At 70.6% G+C, this 26,631-nt stretch carries 21 protein-coding genes and 1 pseudogene; 5 read left to right on the plus strand and 17 right to left on the minus strand.

The annotated features are described in order from the left end of the window. Positions 1-23: 23 nt before the first annotated feature. Positions 24-1,235: a signal recognition particle-docking protein FtsY gene (gene ftsY / locus OHO27_RS11625; RefSeq protein WP_328422946.1), complete on the minus strand. Its 1,212-nt coding sequence runs from the start codon at positions 1,233-1,235 to the stop codon at positions 24-26. Positions 1,236-1,340: 105 nt separating this feature from the next. Between ftsY and OHO27_RS11630 the strand changes: the two genes are divergently transcribed. Further along, positions 1,341-2,312: an LLM class flavin-dependent oxidoreductase gene (locus OHO27_RS11630; RefSeq protein ID WP_328422948.1), complete on the plus strand. Its 972-nt coding sequence runs from the start codon at positions 1,341-1,343 to the stop codon at positions 2,310-2,312. 146 nt (positions 2,313-2,458) lie between these two features. Here the strand turns inward: OHO27_RS11630 and OHO27_RS11635 are convergent, their stop codons facing one another. The 4 genes from OHO27_RS11635 to OHO27_RS11650 all read right to left on the minus strand — a co-directional run bounded on the left by OHO27_RS11635 (position 2,459) and on the right by OHO27_RS11650 (position 8,854). Continuing rightward, positions 2,459-3,874 carry a sugar porter family MFS transporter gene (locus OHO27_RS11635; RefSeq protein ID WP_328422950.1) on the minus strand — a complete coding sequence of 472 codons (1,416 nt, stop codon included), beginning with the start codon at positions 3,872-3,874 and terminating at the stop codon, positions 2,459-2,461. A gap of 245 nt (positions 3,875-4,119) precedes the next feature. Then, positions 4,120-7,731, minus strand: a complete 3,612-nt coding sequence (gene smc / locus OHO27_RS11640; protein ID WP_328422952.1) for a chromosome segregation protein SMC — start codon at positions 7,729-7,731, stop codon at positions 4,120-4,122. 254 nt (positions 7,732-7,985) lie between these two features. Beyond that, positions 7,986-8,189, minus strand: a complete 204-nt coding sequence (locus OHO27_RS11645; RefSeq protein WP_030048901.1) for a hypothetical protein — start codon at positions 8,187-8,189, stop codon at positions 7,986-7,988. A 383-nt stretch (positions 8,190-8,572) separates the two neighbouring features. Beyond that, positions 8,573-8,854, minus strand: a complete 282-nt coding sequence (locus OHO27_RS11650; RefSeq protein WP_328422955.1) for an acylphosphatase — start codon at positions 8,852-8,854, stop codon at positions 8,573-8,575. A 152-nt stretch (positions 8,855-9,006) separates the two neighbouring features. Between OHO27_RS11650 and OHO27_RS11655 the strand changes: the two genes are divergently transcribed. Continuing rightward, positions 9,007-10,170, plus strand: coding sequence for a CAP domain-containing protein (locus tag OHO27_RS11655; protein ID WP_328422957.1), 1,164 nt, complete (start codon positions 9,007-9,009; stop codon positions 10,168-10,170). Between the two features lie 59 nt (positions 10,171-10,229). Here the strand turns inward: OHO27_RS11655 and OHO27_RS11660 are convergent, their stop codons facing one another. From OHO27_RS11660 to OHO27_RS11670, 3 genes are all read right to left on the minus strand, one after another. Further along, complete coding sequence (locus tag OHO27_RS11660; protein WP_443059535.1) at positions 10,230-10,676, minus strand: DUF7144 family membrane protein; 447 nt, start codon at positions 10,674-10,676, stop codon at positions 10,230-10,232. Positions 10,677-10,869: 193 nt separating this feature from the next. Beyond that, positions 10,870-11,214, minus strand: a complete 345-nt coding sequence (locus OHO27_RS11665; protein ID WP_328422959.1) for a hypothetical protein — start codon at positions 11,212-11,214, stop codon at positions 10,870-10,872. 89 nt (positions 11,215-11,303) lie between these two features. Continuing rightward, on the minus strand, positions 11,304-11,888 hold the full coding sequence (locus OHO27_RS11670) for a flavodoxin family protein (RefSeq protein WP_328422961.1): 585 nt from the start codon (positions 11,886-11,888) through the stop codon (positions 11,304-11,306). Between the two features lie 123 nt (positions 11,889-12,011). On the opposite strand from OHO27_RS11670, the gene OHO27_RS11675 reads away from it, so the two are divergent. After that, positions 12,012-12,413: a winged helix-turn-helix transcriptional regulator gene (locus OHO27_RS11675; protein WP_328422963.1), complete on the plus strand. Its 402-nt coding sequence runs from the start codon at positions 12,012-12,014 to the stop codon at positions 12,411-12,413. Here the strand turns inward: OHO27_RS11675 and mutM are convergent. From mutM to recG, 8 genes are all read right to left on the minus strand, one after another. After that, positions 12,386-13,246: a bifunctional DNA-formamidopyrimidine glycosylase/DNA-(apurinic or apyrimidinic site) lyase gene (gene mutM / locus OHO27_RS11680; RefSeq protein WP_328422965.1), complete on the minus strand. Its 861-nt coding sequence runs from the start codon at positions 13,244-13,246 to the stop codon at positions 12,386-12,388. The genes OHO27_RS11675 and mutM overlap by 28 nt on opposite strands. Positions 13,247-13,345: 99 nt before the next feature. After that, positions 13,346-14,179, minus strand: a complete 834-nt coding sequence (gene rnc / locus OHO27_RS11685) for a ribonuclease III (RefSeq protein ID WP_328422967.1) — start codon at positions 14,177-14,179, stop codon at positions 13,346-13,348. Positions 14,180-14,186: 7 nt separating this feature from the next. Beyond that, positions 14,187-14,360, minus strand: a complete 174-nt coding sequence (rpmF, locus tag OHO27_RS11690) for a 50S ribosomal protein L32 (protein ID WP_015657589.1) — start codon at positions 14,358-14,360, stop codon at positions 14,187-14,189. A gap of 2 nt (positions 14,361-14,362) precedes the next feature. Then, positions 14,363-15,001 (minus strand): YceD family protein, encoded by a 639-nt coding sequence (locus tag OHO27_RS11695; protein WP_328422968.1) that lies wholly within the window; start codon positions 14,999-15,001, stop codon positions 14,363-14,365. A 148-nt stretch (positions 15,002-15,149) separates the two neighbouring features. Beyond that, positions 15,150-16,256, minus strand: a complete 1,107-nt coding sequence (locus OHO27_RS11700; protein WP_328422969.1) for an ATP synthase F0 subunit B — start codon at positions 16,254-16,256, stop codon at positions 15,150-15,152. Positions 16,257-16,314: 58 nt separating this feature from the next. Then, entirely contained in the window at positions 16,315-16,794 is a 480-nt protein-coding gene (coaD, locus tag OHO27_RS11705; RefSeq protein WP_328422970.1) for a pantetheine-phosphate adenylyltransferase, read from the minus strand. Positions 16,795-16,820: 26 nt separating this feature from the next. Beyond that, positions 16,821-17,408, minus strand: a complete 588-nt coding sequence (rsmD, locus tag OHO27_RS11710; protein ID WP_328422972.1) for a 16S rRNA (guanine(966)-N(2))-methyltransferase RsmD — start codon at positions 17,406-17,408, stop codon at positions 16,821-16,823. Between the two features lie 124 nt (positions 17,409-17,532). Then, the gene (gene recG / locus OHO27_RS11715; RefSeq protein WP_328422974.1) at positions 17,533-19,740 is read right to left on the minus strand and encodes an ATP-dependent DNA helicase RecG; all 2,208 of its coding nucleotides are present in this window, start codon (positions 19,738-19,740) and stop codon (positions 17,533-17,535) included. A 190-nt stretch (positions 19,741-19,930) separates the two neighbouring features. Here recG and OHO27_RS11720 point away from each other — a divergent pair. Continuing rightward, positions 19,931-21,768 (plus strand): annotated as a pseudogene (locus tag OHO27_RS11720) (HSP90 family protein). Beyond that, positions 21,765-24,770 carry a tetratricopeptide repeat protein gene (locus tag OHO27_RS11725; RefSeq protein ID WP_328422976.1) on the plus strand — a complete coding sequence of 1,002 codons (3,006 nt, stop codon included), beginning with the start codon at positions 21,765-21,767 and terminating at the stop codon, positions 24,768-24,770. Before OHO27_RS11720 ends, OHO27_RS11725 begins: the two are co-directional and overlap by 4 nt. 33 nt (positions 24,771-24,803) lie before the next feature. On the opposite strand, the gene OHO27_RS11730 is transcribed toward OHO27_RS11725, so the two are convergent. Further along, positions 24,804-26,495 carry a DAK2 domain-containing protein gene (locus OHO27_RS11730; RefSeq protein WP_328422978.1) on the minus strand — a complete coding sequence of 564 codons (1,692 nt, stop codon included), beginning with the start codon at positions 26,493-26,495 and terminating at the stop codon, positions 24,804-24,806. Positions 26,496-26,631: the final 136 nt, after the last annotated feature.

Consider the following 26,631-nt stretch of genomic DNA (forward strand, 5'->3'; position numbering starts at 1 on the left):
CCGAGAGGTACGAATTTCGTAGGTCACTCTCCGATAAGCGCATCCACGAACGCCTCCGGCTCGAACGGCGCCAGGTCGTCGGCGCCCTCGCCGAGTCCGACCAGCTTCACGGGCACACCCAGCTCGCGCTGGACGGCGATCACGATGCCGCCCTTGGCGGTGCCGTCCAGCTTGGTGAGCACGATGCCGGTGATGTTGACGACCTCGGCGAAGACACGGGCCTGGACCAGGCCGTTCTGCCCCGTCGTCGCGTCCAGCACGAGCAGCACCTCGTCGAGCGGCGCGTGCTTCTCGACGACCCGCTTGACCTTGCCGAGCTCGTCCATGAGGCCGGTCTTGGTGTGCAGGCGTCCGGCGGTGTCGATGAGGACGACGTCCGACCCCATCTCCTTGCCCTCCTTCACCGCGTCGAAGGCGACGGAGGCGGGGTCGCCGCCCTCCGGCCCGCGCACGGTGTAGGCGCCGACGCGCTCGCCCCAGGTCTGGAGCTGGTCGGCGGCGGCGGCACGGAAGGTGTCGGCGGCGCCCAGCACGACGCTGCGGCCGTCGGCCACGAGGACGCGGGCGAGCTTGCCGGTGGTGGTGGTCTTGCCGGTGCCGTTGACGCCGACCACCATCACGATGCCGGGCTTGCTGGTCTCCGGCTCGGTCTTGACCACGCGGTCCATGTCGGTGCGGACCAGCTTGAGCAGCTCCTCGCGCAGCAGGCCGCGCAGCTCCTCGGGCGTGCGGGTGCCGAGGACCTTCACGCGCTCACGCAGCCCCTCGACCAGCTCCTGGGTGGGCTGCACGCCGACGTCGGCGGTGAGCAGCGTGTCCTCGATCTCCTCCCAGGTGTCCTCGTCGAGGTGCTCGCGCGACAGGAGCGTGAGCAGCCCCTTGCCGAGGGCGGTCTGGGAGCGGGAGAGCCGGGTGCGCAGTCGGATCAGGCGGCCGGCTGTGGGCTCCGGTACCTCGATCTCGATCGGCGGGGGCTCTTCGACGACGGGCGGTTCCTCGACGGCGACCCCGGTCGAGCCGTCGGGAAGATCCACCTCCTCTATGGTCCGGCGCGATTCGTCGCGCGGCGTCTCGGCCTCGTCGCCGACTTGCGGCTCGGCCGGAGGGGCGGTGATGTCGGGGGCAGCGGGCGGCGGCGGGGGCAGCTGCTTCTTGCGCCGGCTGCCGATGATGAGCCCGCCGAGCGCGCCGAGCACGACCACGGCGATGACTACAGCAAGGATGACGATGTCCATAACCCGTCCAGTATCGGCCATGGAGCCCGGCGACACCGCTATGGATGTCTGACACACCGTCAGCTAACGTCCGCCTTCACACCCGCCCGGTGAAGGGGGACCCCCATGCCCGTCACGGTCGTACGCTTCAACCTCGTCGAGCCCGACGCGACCCCCGCCTCACTCGCCGCCCGCTACCGGGCGGCCCTGGAGATGGCCGCGTACGCCGACGAGCACGGCATCACCACGGTGCAGACGGAGGAGCACCACGGCGCCGAGAACAACTGGCTGCCGTCACCGTTCGCCTTCGCCGCGGCGGTCTTCGGCGCGACACAGCGCCTCGCGGTCACCGTCTCGGCGATCATCGGCCCGCTGCACGACCCGCTGCGGCTGGCCGAGGAGATCGCCGTGCTGGACCTGCTGAGCGGCGGACGGCTGGTGACGGTCGCCGGGATCGGGTACCGGCCCGAGGAGTACGCCCTGTTCGACGTGGACTGGAAGCGGCGCGGAAAGCTCCAGGACGAACTGCTTCAGACGCTGCTGAAGGCCTGGACCGGCGAGCCCTTCGAGTACCGGGGCCGTACGGTACGGGTCACTCCGCGCCCGTACACCGATCCGCACCCGCTCCTGCTGGTCGGCGGCTCCTCGAAGGCCGCCGCCCGCCGGGCCGCCCGCCTCGGCCTGCCGTTCTTCCCCAGCGCGCATCTGCCGGAGCTGGAGGCGTACTACAAGGAGCGGCTCGTCGAGTACGGCACCGCGGGCTGGACCATGATGCCGGCCGCCGAGACGCCGCTGCTGCACGTGGCCGAGGATCCCGACCGGGCGTGGGCGCAGTACGGGCGGCACTTTCTGCACGAGGCACGGACGTACGCCTCCTGGCAGTCCGGCGACATCCGCTCGGCGGTGAAGTCGGGGGCCACGACGGTGGAGGAACTGCGCGCGGAGGGCGTGTACCGGATCGTGACGCCCGAGGAGTGTGTGGCACTGGGCCACGCCAACTACGTACTGCACCCCTTGTCCGGCGGGATGCCGGTGGAGGAGGGGTGGCGGAGCCTGCGGTTGTTCTGCGAGCGGGTGCTGCCTGGGCTCGGCGACTGATCCGTCGCCTACGAGGCCTTGTCCCCTCGCATACGACGCCGCCGCCCCGGCTCGGGCAGTGGCCGAGCCGGGGCGGCGGCGGGGTTACGGGGAGAGGGGCAGCGGGGACTTGGCCCTTCTCCCCGAGTTCGGGGAGCCCTGGAGGCTCAGCCCATCTCCTCCAGCTTCTTGCCCTTGGTCTCGGGCACGAACTTGAGGATGAAGGGGATGGAGAGGAAGGCGAACACCGCGTACATGACGTAGGTGAGCGACAGGTTCCACTCCGACAGGTCCGGGAAGGTGATCGTGATGACCCAGTTGGCGATCCACTGGGCCGAGGCGGCGACACCCAGGGCGGCGGCGCGGATCTTGTTCGGGAAGACCTCACCGAGCATGACCCAGACGACCACGCCCCAGGACAGGGCGAAGAAGAGGACGAAGGCGTTGGCGGCGATCAGCGCCACGTAGCCCTGCGCGGTGGGCAGCGGGTCGTTGCCGTTCTGGAAGGAGAAGGCCCAGGCGGCCGCCGCGAGCGAGATACCCATACCGACGGAGCCGATGAGGGCCAGCGGCTTGCGGCCGAGGCGGTCGACGAAGATCATCGCGATCACGGTGCCGATGATGTTGATGATCGAGGTCTCGAACGAGTAGAAGAACGAGCTCGACGGGTCGACGCCCACCGACTGCCACAGCAGGTTCGAGTAGTAGAAGATGACGTTGATGCCGACCAGCTGCTGGAAGACGGAGAGGCCGATACCGATCCACACGATCGGCAGCAGGCCGGACCGGCCGCCCAGCAGGTCCTTGAACGTCGACTTGTGGTCGCTCTTCATGGCCTGCTCGATCTCGGTGACGCGGCCGTCCAGGTCGACGCCGCCCTCGACGTCGGCGAGCACCTTCTTCGCGTCCTCGGTGCGGCCGACGCTGATCAGGTAGCGCGGGGACTCGGGGATGGCGAACGACAGCAGGCCGTAGACGATGGCGGGCACGAGCATCACGCCGAGCATCCACTGCCAGGCCTCCAGGCCCGCGATGGTGCCGCGCTCCTCGCCGTCGGCCAAGTTGAGGATGGCCCAGTTGACGAGCTGCGAGACCGCGATGCCGATGACGATGGCGGCCTGCTGGAAGGAGGCGAGCCTGCCTCGGTACGCGGGCGGGGCGACCTCGGCGATGTAGGCGGGGCCGATGACCGAGGCCATACCGATGGCGATGCCGCCGAGGACGCGCCAGGCGGCGAGGTCCCACGCGGCGAACGGGAGACCGGAACCGACGGCGCTCACGGCGAACAGCACCGCCGCGATCTGCATGACGCGGATGCGGCCGATGCGGTCGGCTATGCGGCCGGCGATTGCGGCGCCGAGGGCGCTGCCGAGCAGGGCGCTGGCGGCGACCGTACCGGTGACACCGGAGCTGAGGTCGAACCGGGCCTGGATGCCGCCGTTGGCTCCGTTGATGACGGAACTGTCGTAGCCGAACAGAAAGCCGCCCATGGCGGCCGCCGCGGTGATGAAGACGACGTGCCCGAGATGTTCGGGGTGCGCCGTCCTCGCTCCTGACGTGGATGCCTGCGCTGTGCTGGTCACGTGTACTCCTCGGGCGCCGGCAACGCTGCCGGGTGGGGTCAGCCGCTCCAAGTAGCGATACCTGAAGTTAAAAGGAACGTTGCAGAGACTATGCCTTCAAGTTTCGAAGTCAATACCCAAGAAGCTGTGACCTTGGAGACGTGACTACGTGAGTTGTGTTCACTTCTTGAAGTGAAGGTGAAGGCAAAGGTGGGGCAGGGTGGAGGCGAAGATTGATCGCGCCCGGTGCTCGGCAGGGACCGGCGTCAACGCAGTCGCTGGCTGATGACCTTTGACACCCCGTCACCCTGCATGGAGACGCCGTACAGCGCGTCGGCGACCTCCATCGTGCGCTTCTGGTGGGTGATCACGATCAGCTGCGAGGCCTCCTGCAGCTCCTGCATGATGCGGATCAGCCTCTGGAGGTTGGTGTCGTCCAGGGCGGCCTCGACCTCGTCCATGACATAGAACGGGCTCGGGCGGGCCTTGAAGATCGACACCAGCATCGCGACGGCAGTGAGTGAACGCTCACCACCCGAGAGCAGCGACAGCCGCTTGACCTTCTTGCCGGGCGGCCGCGCCTCGACATCGACACCCGTGGTGAGCATGTTGTCGGGATCGGTCAGGATCAGCCGTCCCTCGCCACCGGGGAACAGCCGGCTGAAGACGCCCTCGAACTGCCGGGCCGTGTCCCGGAAGGCCTCGGTGAATACCTGCTCGACGCGCTCGTCGACCTCCTTGACGACCTGCAGCAGGTCGGCGCGGGTCTTCTTCAGGTCTTCCAGCTGCTCGCTGAGGAACTTGTGCCGTTCCTCCAGCGCCGAGAACTCCTCCAGGGCGAGCGGGTTCACCTTGCCGAGCTGCTGGTAGGCGCGCTCGGCGGCCTTGAGCCGCTTCTCCTGTTCGCCCCGGACGAAGGGCTTGGGCTGGTTGCGGGGATGCTCGGGGTCCTCGGGGAGCTGTTCGCCCTCGGCGGCCAGGGAGGGCGGTACGAGCTGGTGGGGGCCGTACTCGGAGACGAGCCCGGCGGGCTCCACGCCGAGCTCCTCCAGCGCCTTGGTCTCCAGTTGCTCGATCCGCATCCGCTTCTCGGCGCCGAGGACCTCGCCGCGGTGGACGGAGTCGGTCAGCTTGTCGAGCTCGGCCTTGAGGTCGCGGCCCTCGTTACGGGCGACGGTGAGTTCCTGCTCGCGGCGGGCCTTGGCGGCCTCGGCGGCGGTGCGCTCCTCGTCGGCGCGAGCGAGAGAGACCTCGACATGCGCGAGGAGCTGCCGGGCACCGGAGGCGACGGCTTCGGCGACGGCCGCCTCGTGGCGCAGCCGGGCCCGCCGCTGCTCGGCACGCGCGCGTGCCTCGCGTTCGGCGCGGGCGGCACGGTCGAGTGAGTCGGCACGTCCGGCGAGTCCCTTGACGCGCTCCTCGTGCGTACGGACCTGGAGCCGGGCCTCCATCTCGGTCTGCCGTGCGTTGGCACCGTCGGCGGCGAGACGGTCCCGTACCGACGTGTCGGGCTCCTCCTCGACCGGCATCTCCTCGGCGACGGCGAGCCGCTCGGCCAGCTCCTCGGCCTCCTGGAGGGCCTTGTCCAGCGAGTCCTGCGCCCGCGCGGCGGCGGCGACGGACCGCTCGGCCTCGCCGGCGGCACCGCGCGCCTGCCCGGCGAGCCGCCCCAGCTGCTGCGCGACGGCCGACTTCTCCCGGTCGGCCGCCCTGCGCCGCTCCCCCAGCTCCTCGACGAGCCCGGCACACTCCTTGCGCCGCTCGACTGCCCCATGCTGTGCCTCGGCCAGCTCCTCGCACCGCACGGCCAGCTCTTCCAGCTCGGCAGCGGCCTCGTCCACGGAGGCCTGCACTTCGAGGAGACTGGGCGCCCCGGCGGACCCCCCGTGCGCGAAGTGCGCTCCGAGCAGGTCGCCTTCGGCGGTTACGGCGGTGAGGTGGGGGTGGGTGTAGACGAGCTCTTCGGCGTCCTCAAGGGTGCCTACGACGACGATGCCGTGGAGGAGACGGCGTACTGCGGGCATGAGGTCGGTGGGGCCGTGGACGAAGTTCGCCGCGGGTGGTGCCGATTCCTGAAGTCCGGCGTCTACGGGTTCGTCGTGGCTGGGCGCGCAGTTCCCCGCGCCCCTTTCCGGCGTTGCAGTCGGCGCGCCTTCCAGCTCACTCGCCAGCAGTAGGGCCGCCCTTCCTCCGTCCTGCTTCCGCAGCAACCGGATCGCCTCCGCCGCTGCCGACGGCGATGTCACAGCGATCGCATCCGCCGCCGCGCCGAAAGCCGCCGCCAGCGGGACCTCGTGGCCCGGCGTCACCGTGAGCAACTCGGCCGCCGGGCCCAGCAACCCCGTGAGCCGGTCCTTCGCTCCGAGCAGGGCGCCCGTGCCGTCCTTTCGCCGCAAGCCGAGCGCCAGCGCCTCGTGGCGGGCCTGCGTCGCGGCGCGGCCGCGTTCCGCCGCGGTGGCCGCCTCTCGGGCTGCCGTGAGGGCGGCCTCGGCCTCGGCGAGCTGCTGCTTGGCGGCGTCGTGCTGCTCGGCCAGTTCCGCGTCGCCGGCGTCCAGGCCGTCGACCTCGGTCTTCAGCGCCTCGTACTCCTCCTGGGCGGCGAAGGCCCGCTCCTGGGCCTCGTCCCGTGCGGCGGACAGGCGGTCGATCTCGGCCTGGGCGGAGGTTGCTCGTGAACGGGCCGCGTTGACCTGGCCGTTCAGCCGGGCGAGGCCCTCGCGGCGGTCGGCGATGGCGCGGGCGACGTCCTTCAGGCGGCGTTCTTCCTGCGTGAGTTCGCGCTCCAGCTCGGCGCGGTGCGCGACCGTGTCCTCCAGGGCCCGCTCGGCCGCCTCCAGGGCCGCTTCGAGCTCGGCCTCCTGCTCGCGGATGCGGGCGGCCTCGCGCTCCATGTCCTCGGGGTCGCGGCCCCGACGCTCCTCCGGCGGCGCGGAGGTCGCGCTCTTCACGCGTGCGTCGGCCAGCGAGATCGTGCCGCGCACCCGCTCGGCGAGCTGGGACAGTTCGTACCAGGTCTGCTGGGCCCGCTGGAGGCGCGGCGTGAGCTGCCGTACCTCGTCCTCCAGGAGCCCTTCGCGCTGGAGCGCCTTCTTCAGCTCCTGCTCGGCGGCCTCCTTGCGCCCCTTCAGCGCCGCCTCGTCGGCGACCTCGGTCTGGAGTGCCTGACGGAGCCGTACGAGATCGTCGGCAAGGAGGCGGAGTCGGGCGTCGCGCAGATCCGCCTGGATGACGGCGGCCCGGCGCGCAACCGCCGCCTGCCGGCCCAGGGGCTTGAGCTGTCGGCGCAGCTCGTCGGTCAGGTCCTGCACCCGCGCGAGGTTGGCCTGCATCGCGTCCAGCTTGCGGAGCGCCTTCTCCTTGCGCTTGCGGTGCTTGAGGACACCGGCCGCCTCTTCGATGAAGGCGCGGCGGCCCATGGGATCGGCGTGCAGGACGGAGTCGAGCTGGCCCTGGCCGACGATGACGTGCATCTCGCGGCCGATGCCGGAGTCGGAGAGCAGTTCCTGGATGTCGAGGAGGCGACACGTGTCGCCGTTGATCTGGTACTCGCTGCCGCCGTTGCGGAACATGATCCGCGTGATGGTGACCTCGGCGTACTCGATGGGCAGTGCGCCGTCCGAGTTGTCGATGGTCAGCGAAACCTCGGCTCGGCCAAGTGGCGGACGGCCGGTCGTGCCGGCGAAGATGACGTCCTCCATCTTGCCGCCACGCAGCGACTTGGCACCCTGCTCACCCATGACCCAGCTGAGCGCGTCCACCACGTTGGACTTGCCCGAGCCGTTCGGTCCGACGACGCACGTGATGCCCGGCTCGAACCGGAGTGTGGTCGCCGATGCGAACGACTTGAACCCTCGGAGGGTCAGGGCCTTGAGGTGCACGCCGCTGGACTCTACCTTCCGCCTGTATCTCGCTCCATGAACCCGCGGTTTCACCGATGAACGTGCAGGGCACACCAGACGTTAAAGAGGGTGAAAGGATGCGCGGGGCAGTAAGCCGGGGGCAAGAAAGAAGGGACGCCGAAGCGTCCCTTGCAACTTCTGACGACTGGCTGACCAGTCGCCTGACAACTACCTAGCGGTTGGATACGAGCCGCCCAAACCACTGCTTGTGCTGTCGTGGACCGATGCAGTGATCAGGTGAGCGCAGGCTCCGCCTGGTGTGCGTCGATGCTCTCCATGATCCTGTCGTGAGAAGCGGCAGCCGTCAGCGCGTCGTTCTCCGCCTGGATCCGTCCGAGCTCGGATTCCAGGTCCTGGACACGCTGCTGGAGCCGTCGCATCTCGGCGAGGAGTCGAGGGTCGGAGCCGCCGACGTAACCGAGAAGCGCCTTTGCCATGATGGATGGTCCTCCACAATGAGTGACCGACCGAAGCGGTGTGGGTCGTGAGGGATTCGCACCCGCGGTTGCTTGGCAGGACTGGGGCTGTGCTGCCGTTCAGCCACGCCAAACAGCGAAGGTGCGCGGGGCTTTCAGCGTCTCACCAAAAAGTTTGACGGTCAACACGATCACGCCCCGTATTGGCGGGCAAACCCGGGGGCACACGGCCTTGAGACGGCTGCGCGGCGACTCCTGCGGGCCCTTCGGGGCGTGGCGATCATCCTTGAGTGCGGAGCCTGCCACCGTGAGCCGTTCTTGGCAACCACCTGCTCATTTCTGCTGGGGGCAGTTGCCTGTGGCAGGTCCCTCCGCTTGTGCCAGGGCCGCTTTACAGAACCGGCTCAACGGATGGCGAAGCCGTCGTAACCCCCGCGAGGTGTGTCCCAGATCTCGGTGACACCGTCCACCCGCCCGGGCGTGTCGTCGCCCCGGAGCCAGTCGAGGAGTCCTTCACAACCCTTTCGCGGACCCTCCGCGACCACTTGGACCCGGCCGTCGGCCAAATTGAGAGCAAAACCACTCAGGCCGCCGATCTCGAGAGCCTTGGCCCGCGTGAACCAGCGAAAACCCACACCTTGGACGCTTCCACGCACCCAGGCGACCAGCCGCACATCCTCGCTCATGACTGCAACCTAACGGGCCAATGTCTCTCCGGACACTTCCTCCCCTGCCGCCATGGGGTACCGTCCCGACCCAATGAATCTCATATGAAACTCACACGATCGAGTGAGTTCTGTGAGGACGTTGAGACCGCAGGGACGAGGAAGGCCAGGACATGGGACGCCACCGACGCTCCGCCGCCGGACGCGCCGCCACGGGCCGCGCCACGGGGGTCACACATACGGACGGCTCCTACACGGAGGGCCACGACCCGCTCAACTCGTACGACGGCGCCCGGCCCCCGATGGGCATCGCGCCCTATCTGAACCCGGAGGCGTACGCCGAGGCCTACGCGAAGAGTGACGCCTACCTCTTCGCCGAGGACGACGACTACGACCGGATCACCAACACCACCACCTTCCCGAGCGATGCCGTCCCGGGCGCGGACACCGCGGTCTTCCGCAGTGACGGCTTCACGCCCAGCTCCGGCTCCCGTCGCCCCGGGAGCGGCACGCACCGCCGCCGCAAGAAGAAGGCCGTGGCGCCGGTGAAGACCGGTCTGCTCGGCGTCTCCGCGGCGGTCGCCCTGGGCACGGTCGCGGTCGCCACCGGTGTGGTGCCCGGTATCGACAACTACAGGCTCGGCGGCGGCAACGGCGCGGACAAGGTGCAGGCCGCCGACACCCCGACCAACTCCCCCACCGAGCAGGGCGGCACGTCCGGCAGCGCCGACAGCCACGACAACGGCTCCTCGACGAGCCGCGACAGCGAACGCCCCACCTCGCCGGCCCCGTCGACCTCGTCGGCCGCACCGACGAAGACCCCGTCGCAGAAGCCCTCGGCCACGCCCAGCCAGAAGCCGAAGGAGACTCCTTCCCGTACGGCCACGAAGACGCCGGAGAAGGAGCCTGAGAAGAAGCCCGAGAGGGAGCAGACCAGCGCTCCCGTGACGGTGTCCGCGCAGGCCGCCGCCGCGGCCGAGGTACTGAAGCTCGTCAACGCGGAGCGCGCTCAGGTCGGCTGCAGCGCGGTCGCCGCCAACAGCTCGCTCACCGAGCTGGCCCAGGACTTCAGCAAGGACATGGCCGAGCGCGGCTTCTTCGACCACACCGACCCCGACGGCGCGTCCCCCTGGGACCGGGCCGCAAAGGCCGGGATCACCGACCTCGGCGGCGAGAACATAGCCCGCGGCCAGTCCGACGCGGCCGCCGTGATGGACGCCTGGATGAACAGCCCCGGCCACAAGGCCAACATCCTGAACTGCGACTTCAAGACCCTCGGCGTCGGCGTGCAGCTCGGCGCCGGCGGTCCTTGGTGGACGCAGGACTTCGGGTACTGAGACAAGCGCAGGTCAGAGACTTAAGGGCCTTAAGCCTTCCTGCGCCGGGGGCCTGAATTTCAAGCCGTCCGGCCGTCGTTGGCCTCCCTGTGCATACCCGCGCACAGGGCCCAGACGATGAAGATGTTGATGGCGACCAGCGCCAGGGCCCAGAGCGGGTAGTACGGCACCCACAGGAAGTTGGCGAGCGCGCCCAGCCCGGCCACGAAAACGCCGAAGAAGCGTGCCCACAGTGCTCCACTGAGTACGGCGCAGCCGGCAATGACGAGGACGATGCCAAGAATGAGATGGACCCAGCCCCAGCCCGTCAGGCTGAACTCGAACACGTAGTGACGTGTCGCGAGGAACAGGTCGTCCTCAGCGATGGCCGCGATTCCCTCGAAGATCGCCATTGCTCCGCCGAAGATCATCAGCGCTGCCGCGAGGACGGTCGTACCGGACGTGGGCCCATGCCAAGGGCGCGGGTCGACGGTGGCCCATCCGGGTTGGGGAACGTCACGGGCCATGTCGCCCTCCTTGGGTCGCAGAGCCATCCGGTCAGCCGAACCTCCTGGACTGACTCGATCCCTGATCCCAGCGTGGCACGACAGCACACCGTCGGCATTGCGACGCCGTGGCGCCGATTGCGTGGGAACGGCAGTGGCCGGTGGGAGCCGACCCTCGGTGCGCCGCAGGTCAGGGCGCCCCGGGCCGCGGCCGTCAGTCCTCGGCAAGCCCCAAGGGGCGCATGGCCGACCTGTAGTCCCCGGTGGTGACGAGGTTGTCGATGACGTGGACCATGGCGGGGATGCCGGGGTCCCGGACGATCAGGTTGTCCCAGCCGTAGAAGTACCGGCCCCCGAGGGTCTCGCCGGTGTCCTTCCGGCAGTCCATCAGGCGGCGCGCCTCGTCGAGGGTGATGACGGTCGCGGACCAGCGCTGTCCATCGGCGAACGTCACCCACGTGTCGACGTCGCAGACCGCGTCGAGATCCTCTCCCTCACCCGGTACGAAGCAGATTTCGTATCCGTCCCTGCCCACCCGGTGGAACGGGCCGTCCCACATGCTTCCCCCAAGGCGCCGTCCCCCGCGGCCGGCTCGGTCGGCAGGCTACAGCGGGGGCGGCGCCTCGTGCGCGCTCATTCCGGTGTCGCTCAGGCGGCCACGCGGCCCCGCGCGAACGTCTTCGCCGTCTCCGTCACGCGGCGCCCCAGGTGCTCGGCAGTTGCCACGTCGGCCTTGTGGACGGCCTCCGGCCCCTGGTCGGCGTTGGTCTGGGCGGCGGCGCCCGCGAAGACGCCGAGGCGGTTGAGGTCGTTCTCGGAGGCGGTGCTGCTGTTCCAGCCGGGGAGCAGGCCGAGGTTGATCCAGTGCATGCCGAGCTGGGCGGCGAGGATCTGGAAGAACTGCAGGGTGTGCAGCTTGTCGCCGCTCTTGGAGGCGGAGTTGGTGAAGCCGGCGGCCAGCTTGTCCGTCCAGGCCTGGTCGGCCCAGCGCTTCGAGGTGGCCTCGGCGAAGACGTGGAAGGCACCGGAGGCGGTGCCCATGTAGGTGGGCGAACCGAACACGATCGCGTCCGAGGCGTCGAGGGTCGCCCACTGCTCCTCGGTGATCTCGTCCACCTTGATCAGGTGCACCTCGGCACCGGCCTCGACGGCACCGGAGCGGACGGCCTCGGCGATGACGGCGGTGTGGCCGTAGCCGGAGTGGTAGGCGATGGAGACGACGGGGGTGGTCACTTGGGCACTCCTGAACGTAGGCAGCCCAGCGAGAAACAGCTCGCCGGCGATGACCAAAGGAAAGCACTAACTTTCAGTTAGTGCAACCTGCCGGTTAGCGCTGCGTTCGAGTACGCTTGAGGTATGGACACCACGCAGGAGCGCACGGAGGCGCAGGACCTCCCGTACGACGTGTTCGCCAAGGCCTGCCCCTCGCGCGGCACGCTGGAGCACGTCACGGGCCGCTGGGGCGGACTCACGCTCGGCGCTCTGTACGAAGGCTCGCTGCGCTTCAACGAACTGCGCCGCCGCGTCGACGGCGTCAGCGAGAAGATGCTGTCCCAGACGCTGCACGCCCTGGAGCGGGACGGCCTGGTGCACCGCGACGCCCAGCCGACCAACCCGCCGCGCGTCGACTACGAACTGACGCCCCTGGGTCGCGGCGTGGCGGAGCGGCTGCTGAACCTCATCCACTTCGTGGAGGGGCAGATGGACGACGTCCTCGAAGCACGTGTGCGCTACGACGAGACGCGCGGCGCCCTCTGACACTTCGGGCAGAAGTAGCTGGACCGGTTCATCCAGGCCCGCCTGCGCATCGGTGTACCGCACCTCTTGCACGGCAGCCCTTCACGGCCGTACGCGTCGAGCGACCGGTCGAAGTAGCCCGACTCGCCGTTGACGTTGACGTACAGGCTGTCGAAGCTCGTGCCGCCCACCGCGAGGGCGGCGTTCATGACGTCCCTTACGTGGCCCAGGAGTTCGAGGCTGCGCGGGCGTGTGAAGGTCGCGGTCGGGCGGTCGTAGTGGAGGCGGGCGCGCCAAAGGGCCTCGTCCGCGTAGATGTTGCCGACGCCGCTGATCAACGACTGGTCGAGCAGGGCCCGTTTGATGGTGGTGCGCTTGCGGCGCAGGGCCTGGTGGAAGGCCTCGTCGTCGAAGAGCGGGTCGAGGGGGTCCCGGGCGATGTGCGCGATGACGTCCGGCAGGCCGTCGGGGGTGTTGTCGTGCAACGACAGGCCGCCGAAGGTGCGTTGGTCGACGAAGCGCAGTTCGGTGTCGAGCGCGTCCGCGAACCGTACCCGGATCCTGAGGTGCTTCTCGTCGGGCGCGGTGCTCGGCTGGACGAGGAGCTGACCGCTCATGCCGAGGTGGGCCAGGACCGACTGGTGCGTGTCCTCCAGGGGCAGCCACAGGTACTTGCCGCGGCGGCTGGGAACGCCGATGCGGTGGCCCTTGAGGCGGTGCGCGAAGTCGTCGCCGCCCGCGATGTGCCGGCGTACGGCACGCGGGTGCAGCACCTCGGCATCGGCGACCGTGCGGTGGGCGACCCACCGCTCCAGTCCCCGCCGTACGACCTCGACCTCGGGCAACTCGGGCATGGGGATCCCCCGTAATACCTGCGCGGCCCGGCAGGGCCTCTCAATGGACCGAGCGCCCGCCCCACGGCGGGGTACGGGCGCTCGGATCGCGCTGTTCGGTCAGGCGGAGGCCGACGACGCATCGGCGTCGGGCTCGGCGGCATCGGCCGCCGACTTGCGGGCACGCTCCTCCGCGGCGGCCTGGATGGCCCGCCATGCGGATTCCGCGGCCTGCTGCTCCGCCTCCTTCTTGCTGCGGCCGGTGCCGGTGCCGTACGAGACGCCTCCGACGCGGGCGGCAGCAGTGAAGGTCTTCTCGTGGTCGGGGCCGGTCTCCGTGACCAGGTACTCGGGCACGCCGAGCCCCTCGATCGCGGTGAGCTCCTGGAGACTGGTCTTCCAGTCCAGGCCGGCTCCGAGGTTCGAGGACTTCTCGATCAGGGGGTCGAACAGGCGGTGCACCAGCTCCGCCGCCGAGTCCAGGCCCTGGTCGAGATAGACCGCGCCGATCACCGCTTCCAGGGTGTCGGCAAGGATGGACGCCTTGTCCCGGCCGCCCGTGCCCTCTTCACCGCGGCCGAGCCGGATGAAGGAGCCCAGGTCGAGCCCGCGGCTGACCTCCGCCAGTGCACGCGAGTTGACCACCGCGGCCCGCAGCTTGGCCAGTTGGCCTTCAGGCAGGTCGGGGTGGGTTCGGTACAGCGTGTCCGTGACAACGAGGCCGAGGACGGAGTCCCCGAGGAACTCCAGGCGCTCGTTGGTGGGCAGGCCGCCGTTCTCGTACGCGTACGAACGGTGGGTCAGCGCACGCACCAGAAGGGCGGACTCGAGCTTGTACCCGAGCCGCCCTTCCAACAGCGTGTGGGACGAGGCCTGGTTGTCCGCCTTCTTACGGGCGTGTGGGTCCGCCTTGGCGTCTTCCGCCTTCTTGGCAGTGGACACAGTGCCTCTCACCAGCCGCTCAGACCTCGAGGACCTGGCGCTTGTTATAGGTGCCGCAAGACGGGCACGCAATGTGCTGCTGCTTGGGCTCGTGGCAGCGCTCGCACGCAACCAGGGGGGTGACCGCAGCCTTCCACTGCGACCGGCGGTGGCGCGTGTTGCTGCGCGACATCTTCCGCTTCGGAACAGCCACGGCTACTTCTCCTGCTTCTCGTCGACGCCCGCTTCGGCGCCGCTCATCTCGTCCTTCTCGCCGTCCGTCATGGTCTCGGCGAGTCCCTGCAGTGCCGCCCAACGGATGTCGACGGCGTCGTGGTGGTGGTCCGGGTCGTCCGCGAGACGTGCTCCGCACTCGGCGCACAGTCCAGGGCAGTCTTCCCGGCACACCGGCTGCATCGGCAGTGCGAGCACCACCGCATCACGCAGCACTGGTTCGAGGTCGAACAAGCCGTCCTCGAGAAAGAGCCTGTCCTCGTCGTCCTCGGCGTCGTCGCCGGGTTCCGTGCTGTGACGGCCCCGGTCATCGGCGTCAGGGTACGAGAACATCTCCTGGAATTCCGCTTCGACGTCGAGCTGAAGCGGCTCCAGACACCTTACGCACTCCCCCTCGGCCTGTGCACGGCCGGTGCCTGTGACAAGCACCCCTTCCATGACCGACTCGAGTCGGAGTTCGAGCTCCACCGGGGCGCCTTCCGGCACTCCGATGACCCTCTGGATACCGAGATCCTTGGGGGCGTCGACCGTGCGGGTCAGGCGCTGCTGCGCACCGGGCCGCCGACCCAGCTCGTGTGTATCGAACACGAGAGGGTTGCGGTGGTCGAGGCGGGCTGTCACGCCATTCCTGCTTTCGATCTGCTGAGCTCAGGGGGTCACTGCCCTTGGATGATCCCGGGCAGCGTTGATCGCGGACGTACACGCGACCGAAGAGCCAGGATACTGGACCTTTCGCTCATGGCCCAATCCGGGCCCAATCCGGTGGCCGTTACTGGCCGCGCCCCTGCTCGTAGGCCCGCAACTGCTCCGCGCTGATCATGCTCGTGTCGAAGAGACTGGTCTCGTCGAGGGCGTAGCCCTGGCTGCCCTGTGCGGCCTGCTGCGGGACCTGGTGCTGGACGTGCTGGGCGTGCTGGGCCTGGTGCGGGTCGTAGGCCGCCTGCTGGGGGTCGTAGCCCTGGTAGGCGTAGGGGTCGGCCTGCTGGTAGCCGTAAGGATCCTGCTGGCCCGCGTACTGCTGCTGATAGCCGGCGTACGGGTCCGCGGTCTGCTGCTGGTAGCCGTACGCCGGCTGTACGGCCTGCTGGTCGTACTGCTGCTGGGCCGGTACGGCGGCCTGCTCGGCCGGGGCCGCCGGAGCCGCCGCGGCGTCCTGCTCCGCGAGCGCGGCGAGGTCGGCGAGGTAGTCGGCGTCGCTGGAGTGCTGAACGGTGCTGGTGTCCTCGGAAAGGGCGCCGAGGTCGTCGCTGGCGATACGGCCGTGCAGCTTCTGCCGACCGCGGCCGACCGCCTCCAGAGTCTTGGCCAGGACCGCCTCGAAGGCGCCGAGCTTGACGTCGACGTATTCGTCGGCGTTGCGGCGCAGGGTCTCGGGGTCGTGGCTGCGCTCGGGGGCGTCCTCGTCCTCGTAGCCGTGCTCGTCGGTGCCGGGTCCGGTGCCGAGGAGCTTCTCGCGGCCCCGGCCGACGGAGCCGAGGGTCTTGGTGAGGACGACCTCGAAGTTGGCGAGCTTGGAGTCGACGTAGTCGTCGGCCTCCGCGCGGATGTCCTCGGCGTCCCTGCGGGCCTCGGCGAGGATGCGGTCGCCCTCGGCCTGGGAGCGGCGGGCGACCTCGGTGTCGGAGATCAGCGAACCGCGCTCGGCGTGCGCGCCCTGGATGATCCGGTCGGCCTCCTGGCGGGCCTGCTCGACCATCTGCTCACGGCCGCCGATCAGCTCCTGGGCCTGGGCGAGGGAGCCGGGCAGGGCCGCACGGACCTCTTCCAGCATCGCGAGCAGATCGGCGCGGTTGACCACGCACGAGGCCGACATGGGCATCGACCGGGCACCTGAGACCGAGGCGACGATCTCGTCGAGCTTGTTCTGCACGTCCACCGTGTGCTCGCCACTCTCTACTGCTGTGATGGAGACGGACGGGACGACTGTAGCCCCATCAGTCCTTGCGCAGGCGCTTGTTGAGGGCCTCCAGAACCACCGGCGGCACGAGGTGGGAGACGTCGCCGCCCCAGGTCGCCACCTCCTTGACCAGGGAGGAGGACAGGAAGCTGTAGGTGGGGTTGGTCGGCACGAAGAGCGTCTCCACGCCCGACAGGCCGATGTTCATCTGGGCCATCTGCAGCTCGTAGTCGAAGTCGCTGACGGCACGCAGGCCCTTGACGATGGCCGGGATGTCGCGCTGCTTGCAGAAGTCGACGAGGAGGCCGTGGAAGGCCTCGACGCGGACGTTGCCGTACTCGGCCGTGACCTGGCGGATCAGGTCGAGCCGCTCGTCCACCTCGAGCAGGCCCTTCTTGGCCTTGTTGATCATGACGGCGACGTAGACCTCGTCGTACAGCCTGGAGGCGCGGGAAATGATGTCGAGGTGTCCGTTGGTGATCGGGTCGAACGACCCGGGACATACGGCTCGGCGCACTTGTGATCCCTCGCTCTCGGGTCCGGTCATCGTGCGTCTTCGCACGTGGAGGCGGCGCGACCGTACCAAAACGTTCCCTCGCCGTAGCGACGGGACCGGATCCCTTCGAAACCGTCCGGCCACCGGAACTCTCCGCCTCTGGTGCTGCGCTCCACGGTGACGAGCGCTTCGGCCGTGAGCCAGCCCCCCGAGCGGAGTGTGAGGAGAATCTCCCGAAGATCGTCGTCGGAGACGGCGTACGGGGGATCGAGGAAGACGAGGTCGTACGGCTCGGTCGGCGCCGGGGTCTGGATGATCTGTTCGGCTTTGCCCGACCTGACCTCGGCGCCAGGGAGTCCGAGGTTCTTCACGTTCTCGCGGACGACCCTGGCGGCTCGGGCGTCGGCCTCGACCAGGAGGGTGTGGCCGGCGCCGCGGGAGAGCGCCTCCAGGCCTACGGCCCCCGAACCGGCGTAGAGGTCGAGGACGCGTTCGCCTTCCAGCGGGCCGCCGAGGAGGGACTGCCAGGTGGAGAAGAGACCTTCGCGTGCGCGGTCGGAGGTGGGGCGGGTGCCGGTGCCTGGCGGGACGGCCAAGCGACGTCCACCTGCCGTGCCGGCGATCACGCGGGTCATCTTGGGTCCTTGTTCGGGGGTGGTTACGGCTTCAGTGTGGCAGCAGGTTCGTCGTGCTTGCTCGCGCCCGCCCGGCGCAGCCGCATGTCGACACAGCCCCGCGCCCCTTTCGGGGCGACGCCGCTCACCCCTTTTCCAAGAACTGCTCCCTTTCCTCGTCCAGAAGGGCGTCCAGGGCCGTCCGCAGCCCGGGAAGTCCCGTCAGCTCCGGATCGGCAGCAACCAGCGTCGCCGCTTCCTCCCACGCCTCCGCGATGATCTCCTCGTCCTCGATGACCGCCAGCATCCGCAGACTGGTGCGGGCCCCGGACTGTGCCTGGCCCAGGACGTCGCCCTCGCGGCGCTGCTCCAGGTCGATGCGGGAGAGTTCGAAGCCGTCGAGGGTGGAGGCGACGGAATTGAGGCGCTGGCGGGCCGCGCTGGCCTCCGGCATCTCCGTGACCAGGAGGCAGAGGCCGGGGGCGGAGCCTCGGCCGACCCGGCCGCGCAGCTGGTGGAGCTGGGAGACGCCGAAGCGGTCGGCGTCCATGATCACCATCGCGGTGGCGTTGGGGACGTTCACGCCGACCTCGATGACCGTCGTGGCGACCAGGACGTCGGTCTCGCCGGCGGCGAACCGGCGCATCACGGCGTCCTTGTCGTCGGGGTGCATCCGACCGTGCAGGACCTCGACCTGAAGGCCCTGGAGAGGCCCCTTGCCGAGCTGGTCCGCCACGTCCAGGACGGCGAGCGGCGGGCGCTTCTCCGCCTCGTCCTCCGGGGACTTCTTCTTGCCGGTCTTCTTCGGGTCGTCCTCCTCGTCCCCGATGCGGGGGCAGACGACGTACGCCTGATGGCCGTTGCCCACCTCCTCGCGCACGCGCTCCCAGGCGCGGGCCAGGAAGTGGGGCTTGTCGGCGGCCGGGACGACATGGCTGGCGATCGGTGAGCGGCCGGCCGGGAGCTGGTCGAGGACCGAGGTCTCCAGGTCGCCGAATACGGTCATGGCGACCGTGCGCGGGATGGGGGTGGCCGTCATGACCAGGAGGTGGGGCGGCTGCTTGCCCTTGCTGCGCAGGGCGTCGCGCTGCTCCACGCCGAAGCGGTGCTGTTCGTCCACGACGACCAGGCCGAGGTCGTGGAACTGCACCTTGTCCTCGATCAGCGCGTGTGTGCCGATGACGATCCCGGCCTCACCAGTGACGAGATCGAGCAGTGCCTGCCGGCGGGCGGCAGCGCCCATGGACCCGGTCAGCACGACCACCTTCGTGGCCTGCTCCGCCCCGCCCAGCATTCCGCCCTCGGCGAGCTCGCCCATCATCTCGACGATCGACCGGTGATGCTGCTGAGCGAGCACCTCGGTGGGCGCGAGCATGGCGGCCTGCCCGCCCGCGTCGACGACGGCGAGCATGGCGCGCAGCGCCACCATCGTCTTCCCCGATCCGACTTCGCCCTGGAGCAACCGGTGCATCGGATGCTCGGTCGCCAGGTCGTCGAAGATCTCCTTCGAGACCTTCTGCTGGCCCTCCGTGAGGGTGAAGGGGAGCCGGTCGTCGAAGGACGCCAGGAGGCCGTCGGGCTTGGGTTTGCGGGCGACCGCCGGGAGTTGGGAGTCGGCGTGACGGCGGCGGGCCAGGGCGACCTGGAGGACGAAGGCCTCGTCCCACTTGAGGCGGGAGCGGGCGTCCTCGATGTCCGCCTTGGTGTGGGGACGGTGGATCTTGAGCAGGGCCTCGGGGAGGGGAACCAGGCCGCGGCCCTCGCGGAGCGTGGCCGGGACGGGGTCGACCGCCTCCTGGGCGCTGGGCAGGACCGTCTGGATGGCCTTGCCGATCTTCCAGGACTCCAGCTTCGCGGTGGCGGGGTAGATCGGGATGAGGGCGCCGGCCCAGGTCTCGACGGTTTCCTCCGAGTCGCCGCGCAGCAACTCGTACGCCGGGTGTGCCAGTTGCACACGGCGGTTGAAGACGGAGACCTTGCCCGCGAACATCGCGCGGGTTCCCGGCAGGAGCTCCTTGTGGGGCTTGTGAACGCCGTTGCCGAAGAAGACCAGTTGGAGCCGGCCGCTGCCGTCGGTGATCGTGACTTCCAGGCGCTGGCCCTTGCCGCGCGGGGCCTTGCTGGAGGCGAAGGTGTGCAGGCGCGCGTCGGCGACCATGGCGACCACCGTGACGTGCTCGTCCATGGGGAGGTCGGCGAGGTGGGTGAGCTGGCCGCGCTCCTCGTATCTGCGCGGGTAGTGGTGCAGCAGGTCGCCGACGGTGTGCAGGCCGAGGTGCTCGGCCATCACCTTCGCGGTGGGAGGGCCGAGCACCTTCTTGAGTGGTTCTTCCAGTGCGGGCACGAGATCCATTCCACACCACGGCACTGACAATGCCGTAGAGGTCAGCGCGGCAGTCCGGGTAAACGTCTCGGAAACCCCTGGTCAGACGCTTCGTTTCGGCTCTAGGATGGCGCGCTCCGGCCATCCTTTCGCGGTTACCGCCTCACCGGGACCGCCCGACCCCGCGCCGTCGCGAAGTCCCCCCACCGGCGCAGCGACGATGGATTCCCAGACCTCACAGTCATCCCAGGCACCTCAGCCGTCCCACTCACCTCATACGTTCCAGGTCGACCTGCGTGGTCTGGTGGACCTGCTCTCCCACCATCTCTATTCCAGCCCGAAGGTCTACCTCCGCGAGCTGCTGCAGAACGCGGTCGACGCCATCACCGCCAGACGCGCCCAAGAGCCGGACGCGCCCGCCAAGGTCCGCCTGTACGCCGAGTCGGGCGCCCTGCGGGTCGAGGACTCCGGGGTCGGGCTGACCGAAGCGGACGTGCACAACCTCCTCGCCACCATCGGCCGCAGCTCCAAGCGTGCCGAGGGGCTTCAGGAGGCCCGGTCCGACTTCCTGGGTCAGTTCGGCATCGGTCTGCTGGCCTGCTTCGTGGTCGCCGAGCGCATCCGGGTGGTCAGCCGCAGCGCCCGTACGCCGGACGCGCCGCCCGTGGAGTGGACGGCGACGGACGACGGTTCGTACACCGTGCGGACGCTGCCGGACGACGCCCGCGCCGAACCCGGTACCACCGTGCACCTGGAGGCCCGGGCAGGGGCCGGCGAGTGGCTGGCGCAGGACCGGGTTCTCGCACTGGCGCGGGACTTCGGCTCGCTGCTGCCGTACGACGTCCGGGTCGGCGACGAGGCGGTCACCGACCTGCCCGCGCCCTGGGACCGGCCGTACCCTCCCCCGCCAACCGCAGGGTGGCCCTGGCCCGGCACTGTCACGACCTGTTCGGCTTCACGCCGCTGGACTCGATCGAGCTGGATGTGCCGCTCGCGGGGATCCGTGGCGTGGCGTACGTCCTTCCGTCGGCGGTCAGCCCCGCCCAGCGGGCCGGTCATCGCGTCCATCTCAAGGGCATGCTGCTGACCGAGCGCGCCGAACAGCTGCTGCCCGACTGGGCGTTCTTCGTGCGCTGTGTCCTGGACACCGACAGCCTGCGGCCGACGGCCTCACGCGAGTCGCTGTACGAGGACGAGACGCTGGCGGGCGTACGGGAAGCGCTCGGCGAAAGGATTCGGTCCTGGCTGACGGGGCTGGCGGCCGGTGATCCGGAACGGCTGGCGGCGTTCCTGTCCGTGCACCACCTGGGCGTGAAGTCCCTGGCGCGGCACGACAAGGAGATGCTGCGCACGATGCTGCCGTGGCTGCCCTTCGAGACGACCGACGGGCGGCTGTCCCTGGAGGAGTTCGCGCAGCGGCACCCGGTGGTGCACTTCACGCGGACCGTCGAGGAGTACCGGCAGGTCGCGCCGATCGCGTCCGCGCAGGGCGTCGGGGTGATCAACGGCGGCTACACCTACGACAGCGAGCTGGTCGAGGCGCTGCCGTCGGTGCGGCCGGGGACGGTCGTCGCCGAGCTGGACGCGGACACCGTGACCGCGCATCTGGACTCGGTCGACCCGGCCGAGGAACTGGCTCTCGCGGGCTTCCTGGCGGCCGCGCGGGCGAAGCTCGACCTGCTGGGCTGTGACGTCGTCCTGCGCGCCTTCCATCCGCTGTCCGTGCCCGCGCTGCACCTCGACGACCGGGCTGCCCGGCACGAGCAGGCGCGCGCGGAGGCCGAGGAGCAGGCCGGCGACCTGTGGGCGGGCATCCTGGGCTCGCTGCGCGGCAGCGCGCCACGCGCGCGTCTGGTGCTCAACCACCTCAACCCGCTGATCCGGCGGATCAGTTCGCTGGGCGATCCGGAGCTGATCGGCACCGCCACCGAGTCCCTCTACGGGCAGGCCCTGCTGATGGCACAGCGCCCGCTCAGGCCGGCGGACTCCGCGCTGCTGAACCGGGCCTTCATCGGCCTGCTGGAGTGGGCCACGAACGGCGAGGAGGGCCGCCGATGAGCGACGTCACGGACTTCGACTCGCTGCGCCGGGCGATGGCGGAGAACGCCGAGGAGCCGGAGGGTCCCGCCCGCAACGCGCGCGCGGAGCAGCTGCTCGCCGAGGCCGAGAAGCTGGGCATCCCGCTCGCCGTGATCGAGGCGCTCGGTCACCAGCTGAAGGTCTACAACTACAGCTCCGAGAAGGACAAGATGTTCGTCCCCTTCGCGCGTCTGCTGCGCATGTGGGACGAGCGGCCCGAGGACTTCGACGAGTACGAGACGCACTCGCTGCACTGGGTCTTCAAGTGGATGTCGTCCGGCATGCTCGACCAGCCGCACGTGCCGCTCGCCTCGATCGAGAAGTGGCTCGGCGAGATGGAGCACCGCTACCGGCTCGCCGGGCACTCCGAACGGGCCGTGCGCAGCGCCGAGTTCAGCGTGGCCGCGCATGTCGGGGACGTGGCGCGGGCTGCGCGGGCCTACGGCGCCTGGCTGGCCGCCGACCGGGACAGCATGGCCGACTGCCACGCGTGCGAGCTGCACGGGCAGGGCTGGTGGCAGGCCGAGCAGGGCCGGGACACGGAGGCGCTCGAGCTGTGGGCGCCGGTCCTGGAGGGCGAGTACGCCTGCGCCCACGAGCCGCACACGGTCCTCGCGTCCTCCCTGGCGCCCCTGCTGCGCCTGGGCCACGTGGACGAGGCCCGCGCCAACCATCTGCGGGGCTTCAGGCTCGTACGGGCCATGGAGAGCATGCGCGGCGCCTACGCGGACCACGTCGAGTTCTGCGTGCTGACCGGCAACGAGGCGCGCGGCCTGGAACTGCTCGCGGAGCGGCCGGCCTACTTCACGGACACCGGGCATCCGCGCAGCAAGCTGGAGTTCATGGCGGTCGTGGCCCTGCTCATGGACCGCCTTTCCGGGCTGGGGCTGTCCGAGGAGCGGGTTCCGGGGCCGGCGGGCCGCGACTGGACCGCCGGTGAACTGGCCGCACACGCGCGTGCGCAGGCCCTCGCGCTGGCGGCGGGCTTCGACGGGCGCAACGGCACGGACCACGTCAGCGAGCGGGCACGCGCGCGTATGGAACAGCGGCCACTGGTGGAGCGGCTGCCGCTGGGGGTGCGTACGGCTGCCCGGCCGCAGGCGGTTGCGATGCCCGTATCGGCTGCGGCCGCCGCACCCGACGGTTCCGAGGGGGCCGACGCGCAGGCCGACCTGCCCGCGCTGCTCGCCGCGGCACGGCGGCTGTCGGACACCCTGCAACCCAACGCCATCGAGGCCTGGGCGGCCGTCTCCCGCGCCGCCGAGGGCGTCGAACTGCACGCCCTCGACCGCGCGGAGATCGCCGACCACCGGGCGATGGACCTGGGCCCCGAGGGCATCCCCCTCTTCGAGGAGGCCGCCGAGCTGTACGCGGCGGCGGGCGACCCCGGGGAGGCGCTGGCGGCACGCGCGCGTGGAGCGTACGTAAGCGCTCTCGCCGGCGAGGTGGCGCAGGCCCTCACCGCGGTCGCCGGCCTGTACGACCGGGTTCTCGCGCTGTACGCCGAGGACGGCACGGGCGTACGTCAGACGGCGGCCGTGCTGATGAGCCGGGCGCGGATTCTGATGCGGCGGGTGCACGGGGCGCAGGACGCGGTGCCGGAGGCTGTGCTCGCCGACGCGGAAACCGCCGCCCGTGAGGTGCTCGCGCTCGTCGACGGGCGGGCCGGGGACGACGACGTACGGCTTGCCTCGCGGGCCGCGGAGGCGCAGGCGATGCTCGCGGAGCTGGCGGCGCTCACCGGGGACGTGGAGGGGGCCGCGGAGCTGTTCGCGCGGGCTTCGGCGGAGTTCATCGGGGCCGGGCTGCCGTGGTTCGCGGTGGAGTACGAGGCCCGGCTGGCCGGGCTCGCGCACCATCTCGGCGACACCACGGAGGCCGAGCGGGCGCTGCGGGCGGCCCTGGAGCACGGCGGGCCGCATCTGGAGGCGCCGGGGCGGGCCCAGCTGCATCTTCAGCTGGCCGAGGTGCTCGGCGGCCGGGGCCTGTCCGAGGAGGCCGCCGAACACGCCCTGGAAGCGGCGCACTGGGCCGACGAGGCGGGCGAGAGCCGGACGCTGGGCGCCTGGGCACGGCAGCAGCTGGGCGGGTTCCTGCTGCGGCAGGGACGGTTCGCCGAGGCCGCCGAGGTGCTGGAGTCGGCGCTGCACGACCTGAGCGCCGAGACGCACGGCGACGGCGCGGTCGTCCAGACACAGTGGTGGCTGGGCGACTGCCTGAGCGAGCTCGGCGAGCACCGCGAGGCGGCCGAACGCCGGTTGCAGGCGGCCGAGATCGCCCGGCACTGGCCCGAGCAGCACGACCACGCCACGCTGGCCCACCTCGCCGCCGAGTCCCTCGGCCACGCGGGCCTGCACGCCGAGGCGGACCAGGCGTACGCGCGCGCGGGTGCGCTGTGGCGCACCCTCGGCAATGTGCACGGCCTGGTCCGCTCCCTGCGTGCCCGCGCGTGGCTGGCGCTGCGGGTGGAGGACGTGGAGGGCAGGGCGGACACGGCGTCCGAGTTGATGGCGAGCGCGGTCCGGGAGTGCAGGGCGGCGCTGGAGGCGGTCGACGACGACGCGGCGCGCGAACGCCTGGTCGCCGAACTCGGCCACACCCACCGGCAGTTCGGTGACCTGCTCGCCCGTTCGGCCACGGAGGACGCCGAGGACGAGTCGATCCGGACCGCGCTGGAAGAGGCCCTGTCCCAAGTGACCCGGGCCATCGCGGTGTTCGTCTCCCTCGGCGAGGACGCCCTGCACGACCGCACCGGCGCCGAACTCGCCGCGGGCTGGCTGGAGGCCGACCTGAGCCGCCCGTCCGAGGCCGCGGCACGCGCGCGTGCGGTGCTGGTGGCGTACGACGGCCACGACGAGGACGACGAGGCGGCGCAGGAGCGGCGGGCGGAGGCCGGGCAGATGCTCCAGGTGGTGCTGGAGCAGGCCGACGCGGAGCAGGCCGACGCGGAGCAGGCCGACGCGGAGCAGGACACGGCGTAGCTCACGGCCGGGGCGGAGCCTTTCGGCCTGGCGCTACTCCACGCCGATGAGCAGCAGCGCCCCCTGCCGCCCGCCGCGGTACACCACGGTGTCGACGGCGAGGTACGACTCGCGCACGCGTGCTTCGAGGCGCTCGGCGATCGTCTCGGGCGCCTCGTCGCCGAGGACGAGGGTGACGAGTTCACCGCCGGCCGAGAGCATGCGGTCGAGGACCGTCTCGGCGGTGGCGGTGACGTCCGTCCCGATCACGGCCACGTCCCCGTCGATGAGGCCGAGGACGTCGCCGGCCTGGCAGATGCCGGCCATGGTCCAGGACTGGCGCTCGGCGACGGCGACCTCGGCATAGCGGGTGGCACCGGCCGCCGAGGTCATCGACACGACGTCCTCGTCGAAGCGGCGGTCCGGCTCGTGCACGGCGAGCGCCGCGATGCCCTGGACCGCGGAGCGGGTGGGGATCAGCGCCACGCGGATGCCGTCCGTGCGGGCCTGCTCGGCCGCCGCGGCCGCGGTGTGGCGCAGCTCGGCGTCGTTGGGCAGCAGCACGACCTCACGCGCGTGGGCACGCCGTACGGCCTGCACGAGCTCCCCGCTCGCCGGCGGCTCCCCCGGGCGCGCGAGGACAGTGGTCGCGCCGGCCTCGCTGTACAGCCCGGCCAGGCCCTCGCCGGGCACGACGGCGACGACGGCACGCTGGGCCCGCTCCCGGGGCGGCCGCTCGGCGCCGGTGGTGTGCACGTCCCCGGCACCGAAGTGGGTGATCCGGATCCGGTACGGCCGCCCCGCCTCGACTCCGGCCTCCACGGCGGCGCCGGCGTCGTCGACGTGTACATGCACGTTCCACAGCCCGTCACCGCCGACGATCACAAGGGAGTCCCCGAGGGCGTCGAGCCGCCCCCGCAGCCGCGCCACGGCCGCGTCCTCGGCCTCCAGCAGGTAGATCACCTCGAACGCGGGCGCGCCCGCCGCAACGGCGTCGGTGCAGTCCTCGACGTCGGTGAGGAGGGTCTCGTCACCTGGTGAACCGCCCTCCACGCGCGCGTGCGCCAAGGAGACCTGGTGGACCACCGGGGCCGCCGCCTCCCCCGTGAAGGTCTCCACCAGCGCGCCCAGCACCGCCAGCAGGCCCCGTCCGCCGGCGTCGACGACCCCCGCGCGCCGCAGGACCGCCAGTTGCCCGGGCGTCTCGGCCAGCGCCACGCACGCACCCTCGTAGGCCGCCCGCGCGACGGCCCCGCAGTCGTCGTGCGCGGCCCCGCCGGCCGCGTCGGCGGCTGCCGAGGCGACCGTGAGGACGGTCCCCTCGACGGGGTGGGCCACGGCCTGGCGGGCCGAGTCCGCGGCCTGCCGCAGGGCGAGGCGGAGGCCGCTGCCGTCGGTGTGAGCCGTCTCTCCCTCGGCGGCGAGCACCTGAGCCATGCCACGCAGCAGCTGGGCGAGGATCGTCCCGGAGTTCCCCCGGGCCCCGATCAGGGCCCCGTGCGCCATCGCGCGGGCGGCGTCGGCCAGGGTGGGCTTGCCCACGTCGTACGCGGCGAACACGGCCTCGACCGCCGCGACCGCCGACTCCACGGTCAGGTACAGATTCGTCCCGGTGTCCCCGTCGGCCACGGGGTAGACGTTGATCGCGTCGATCTCTTCACGCGCCCGACCGAGTGACTCCAGCGCGAGGCCGCACCAGGTGCGCACCGCGAGAGCATCGAAGAATGTCTGCGGCACCTGCGCCACCTGCGCCTCCTTGAGCTGCCGACCGTGGCACGCAGCGTAGACCCAGGGCCGGTGCGCACCGGACGTGGGCCGGGAGCGGGCTCCTGAGCAGCCATGGTAGTTTCGTTGGACTGGCGCAGTCGTTGTATGCTGCTCC

Origin of the sequence: Streptomyces sp. NBC_00443 (genome assembly GCF_036014175.1) — a bacterium.
Lineage (GTDB): Bacteria > Actinomycetota > Actinomycetes > Streptomycetales > Streptomycetaceae > Streptomyces.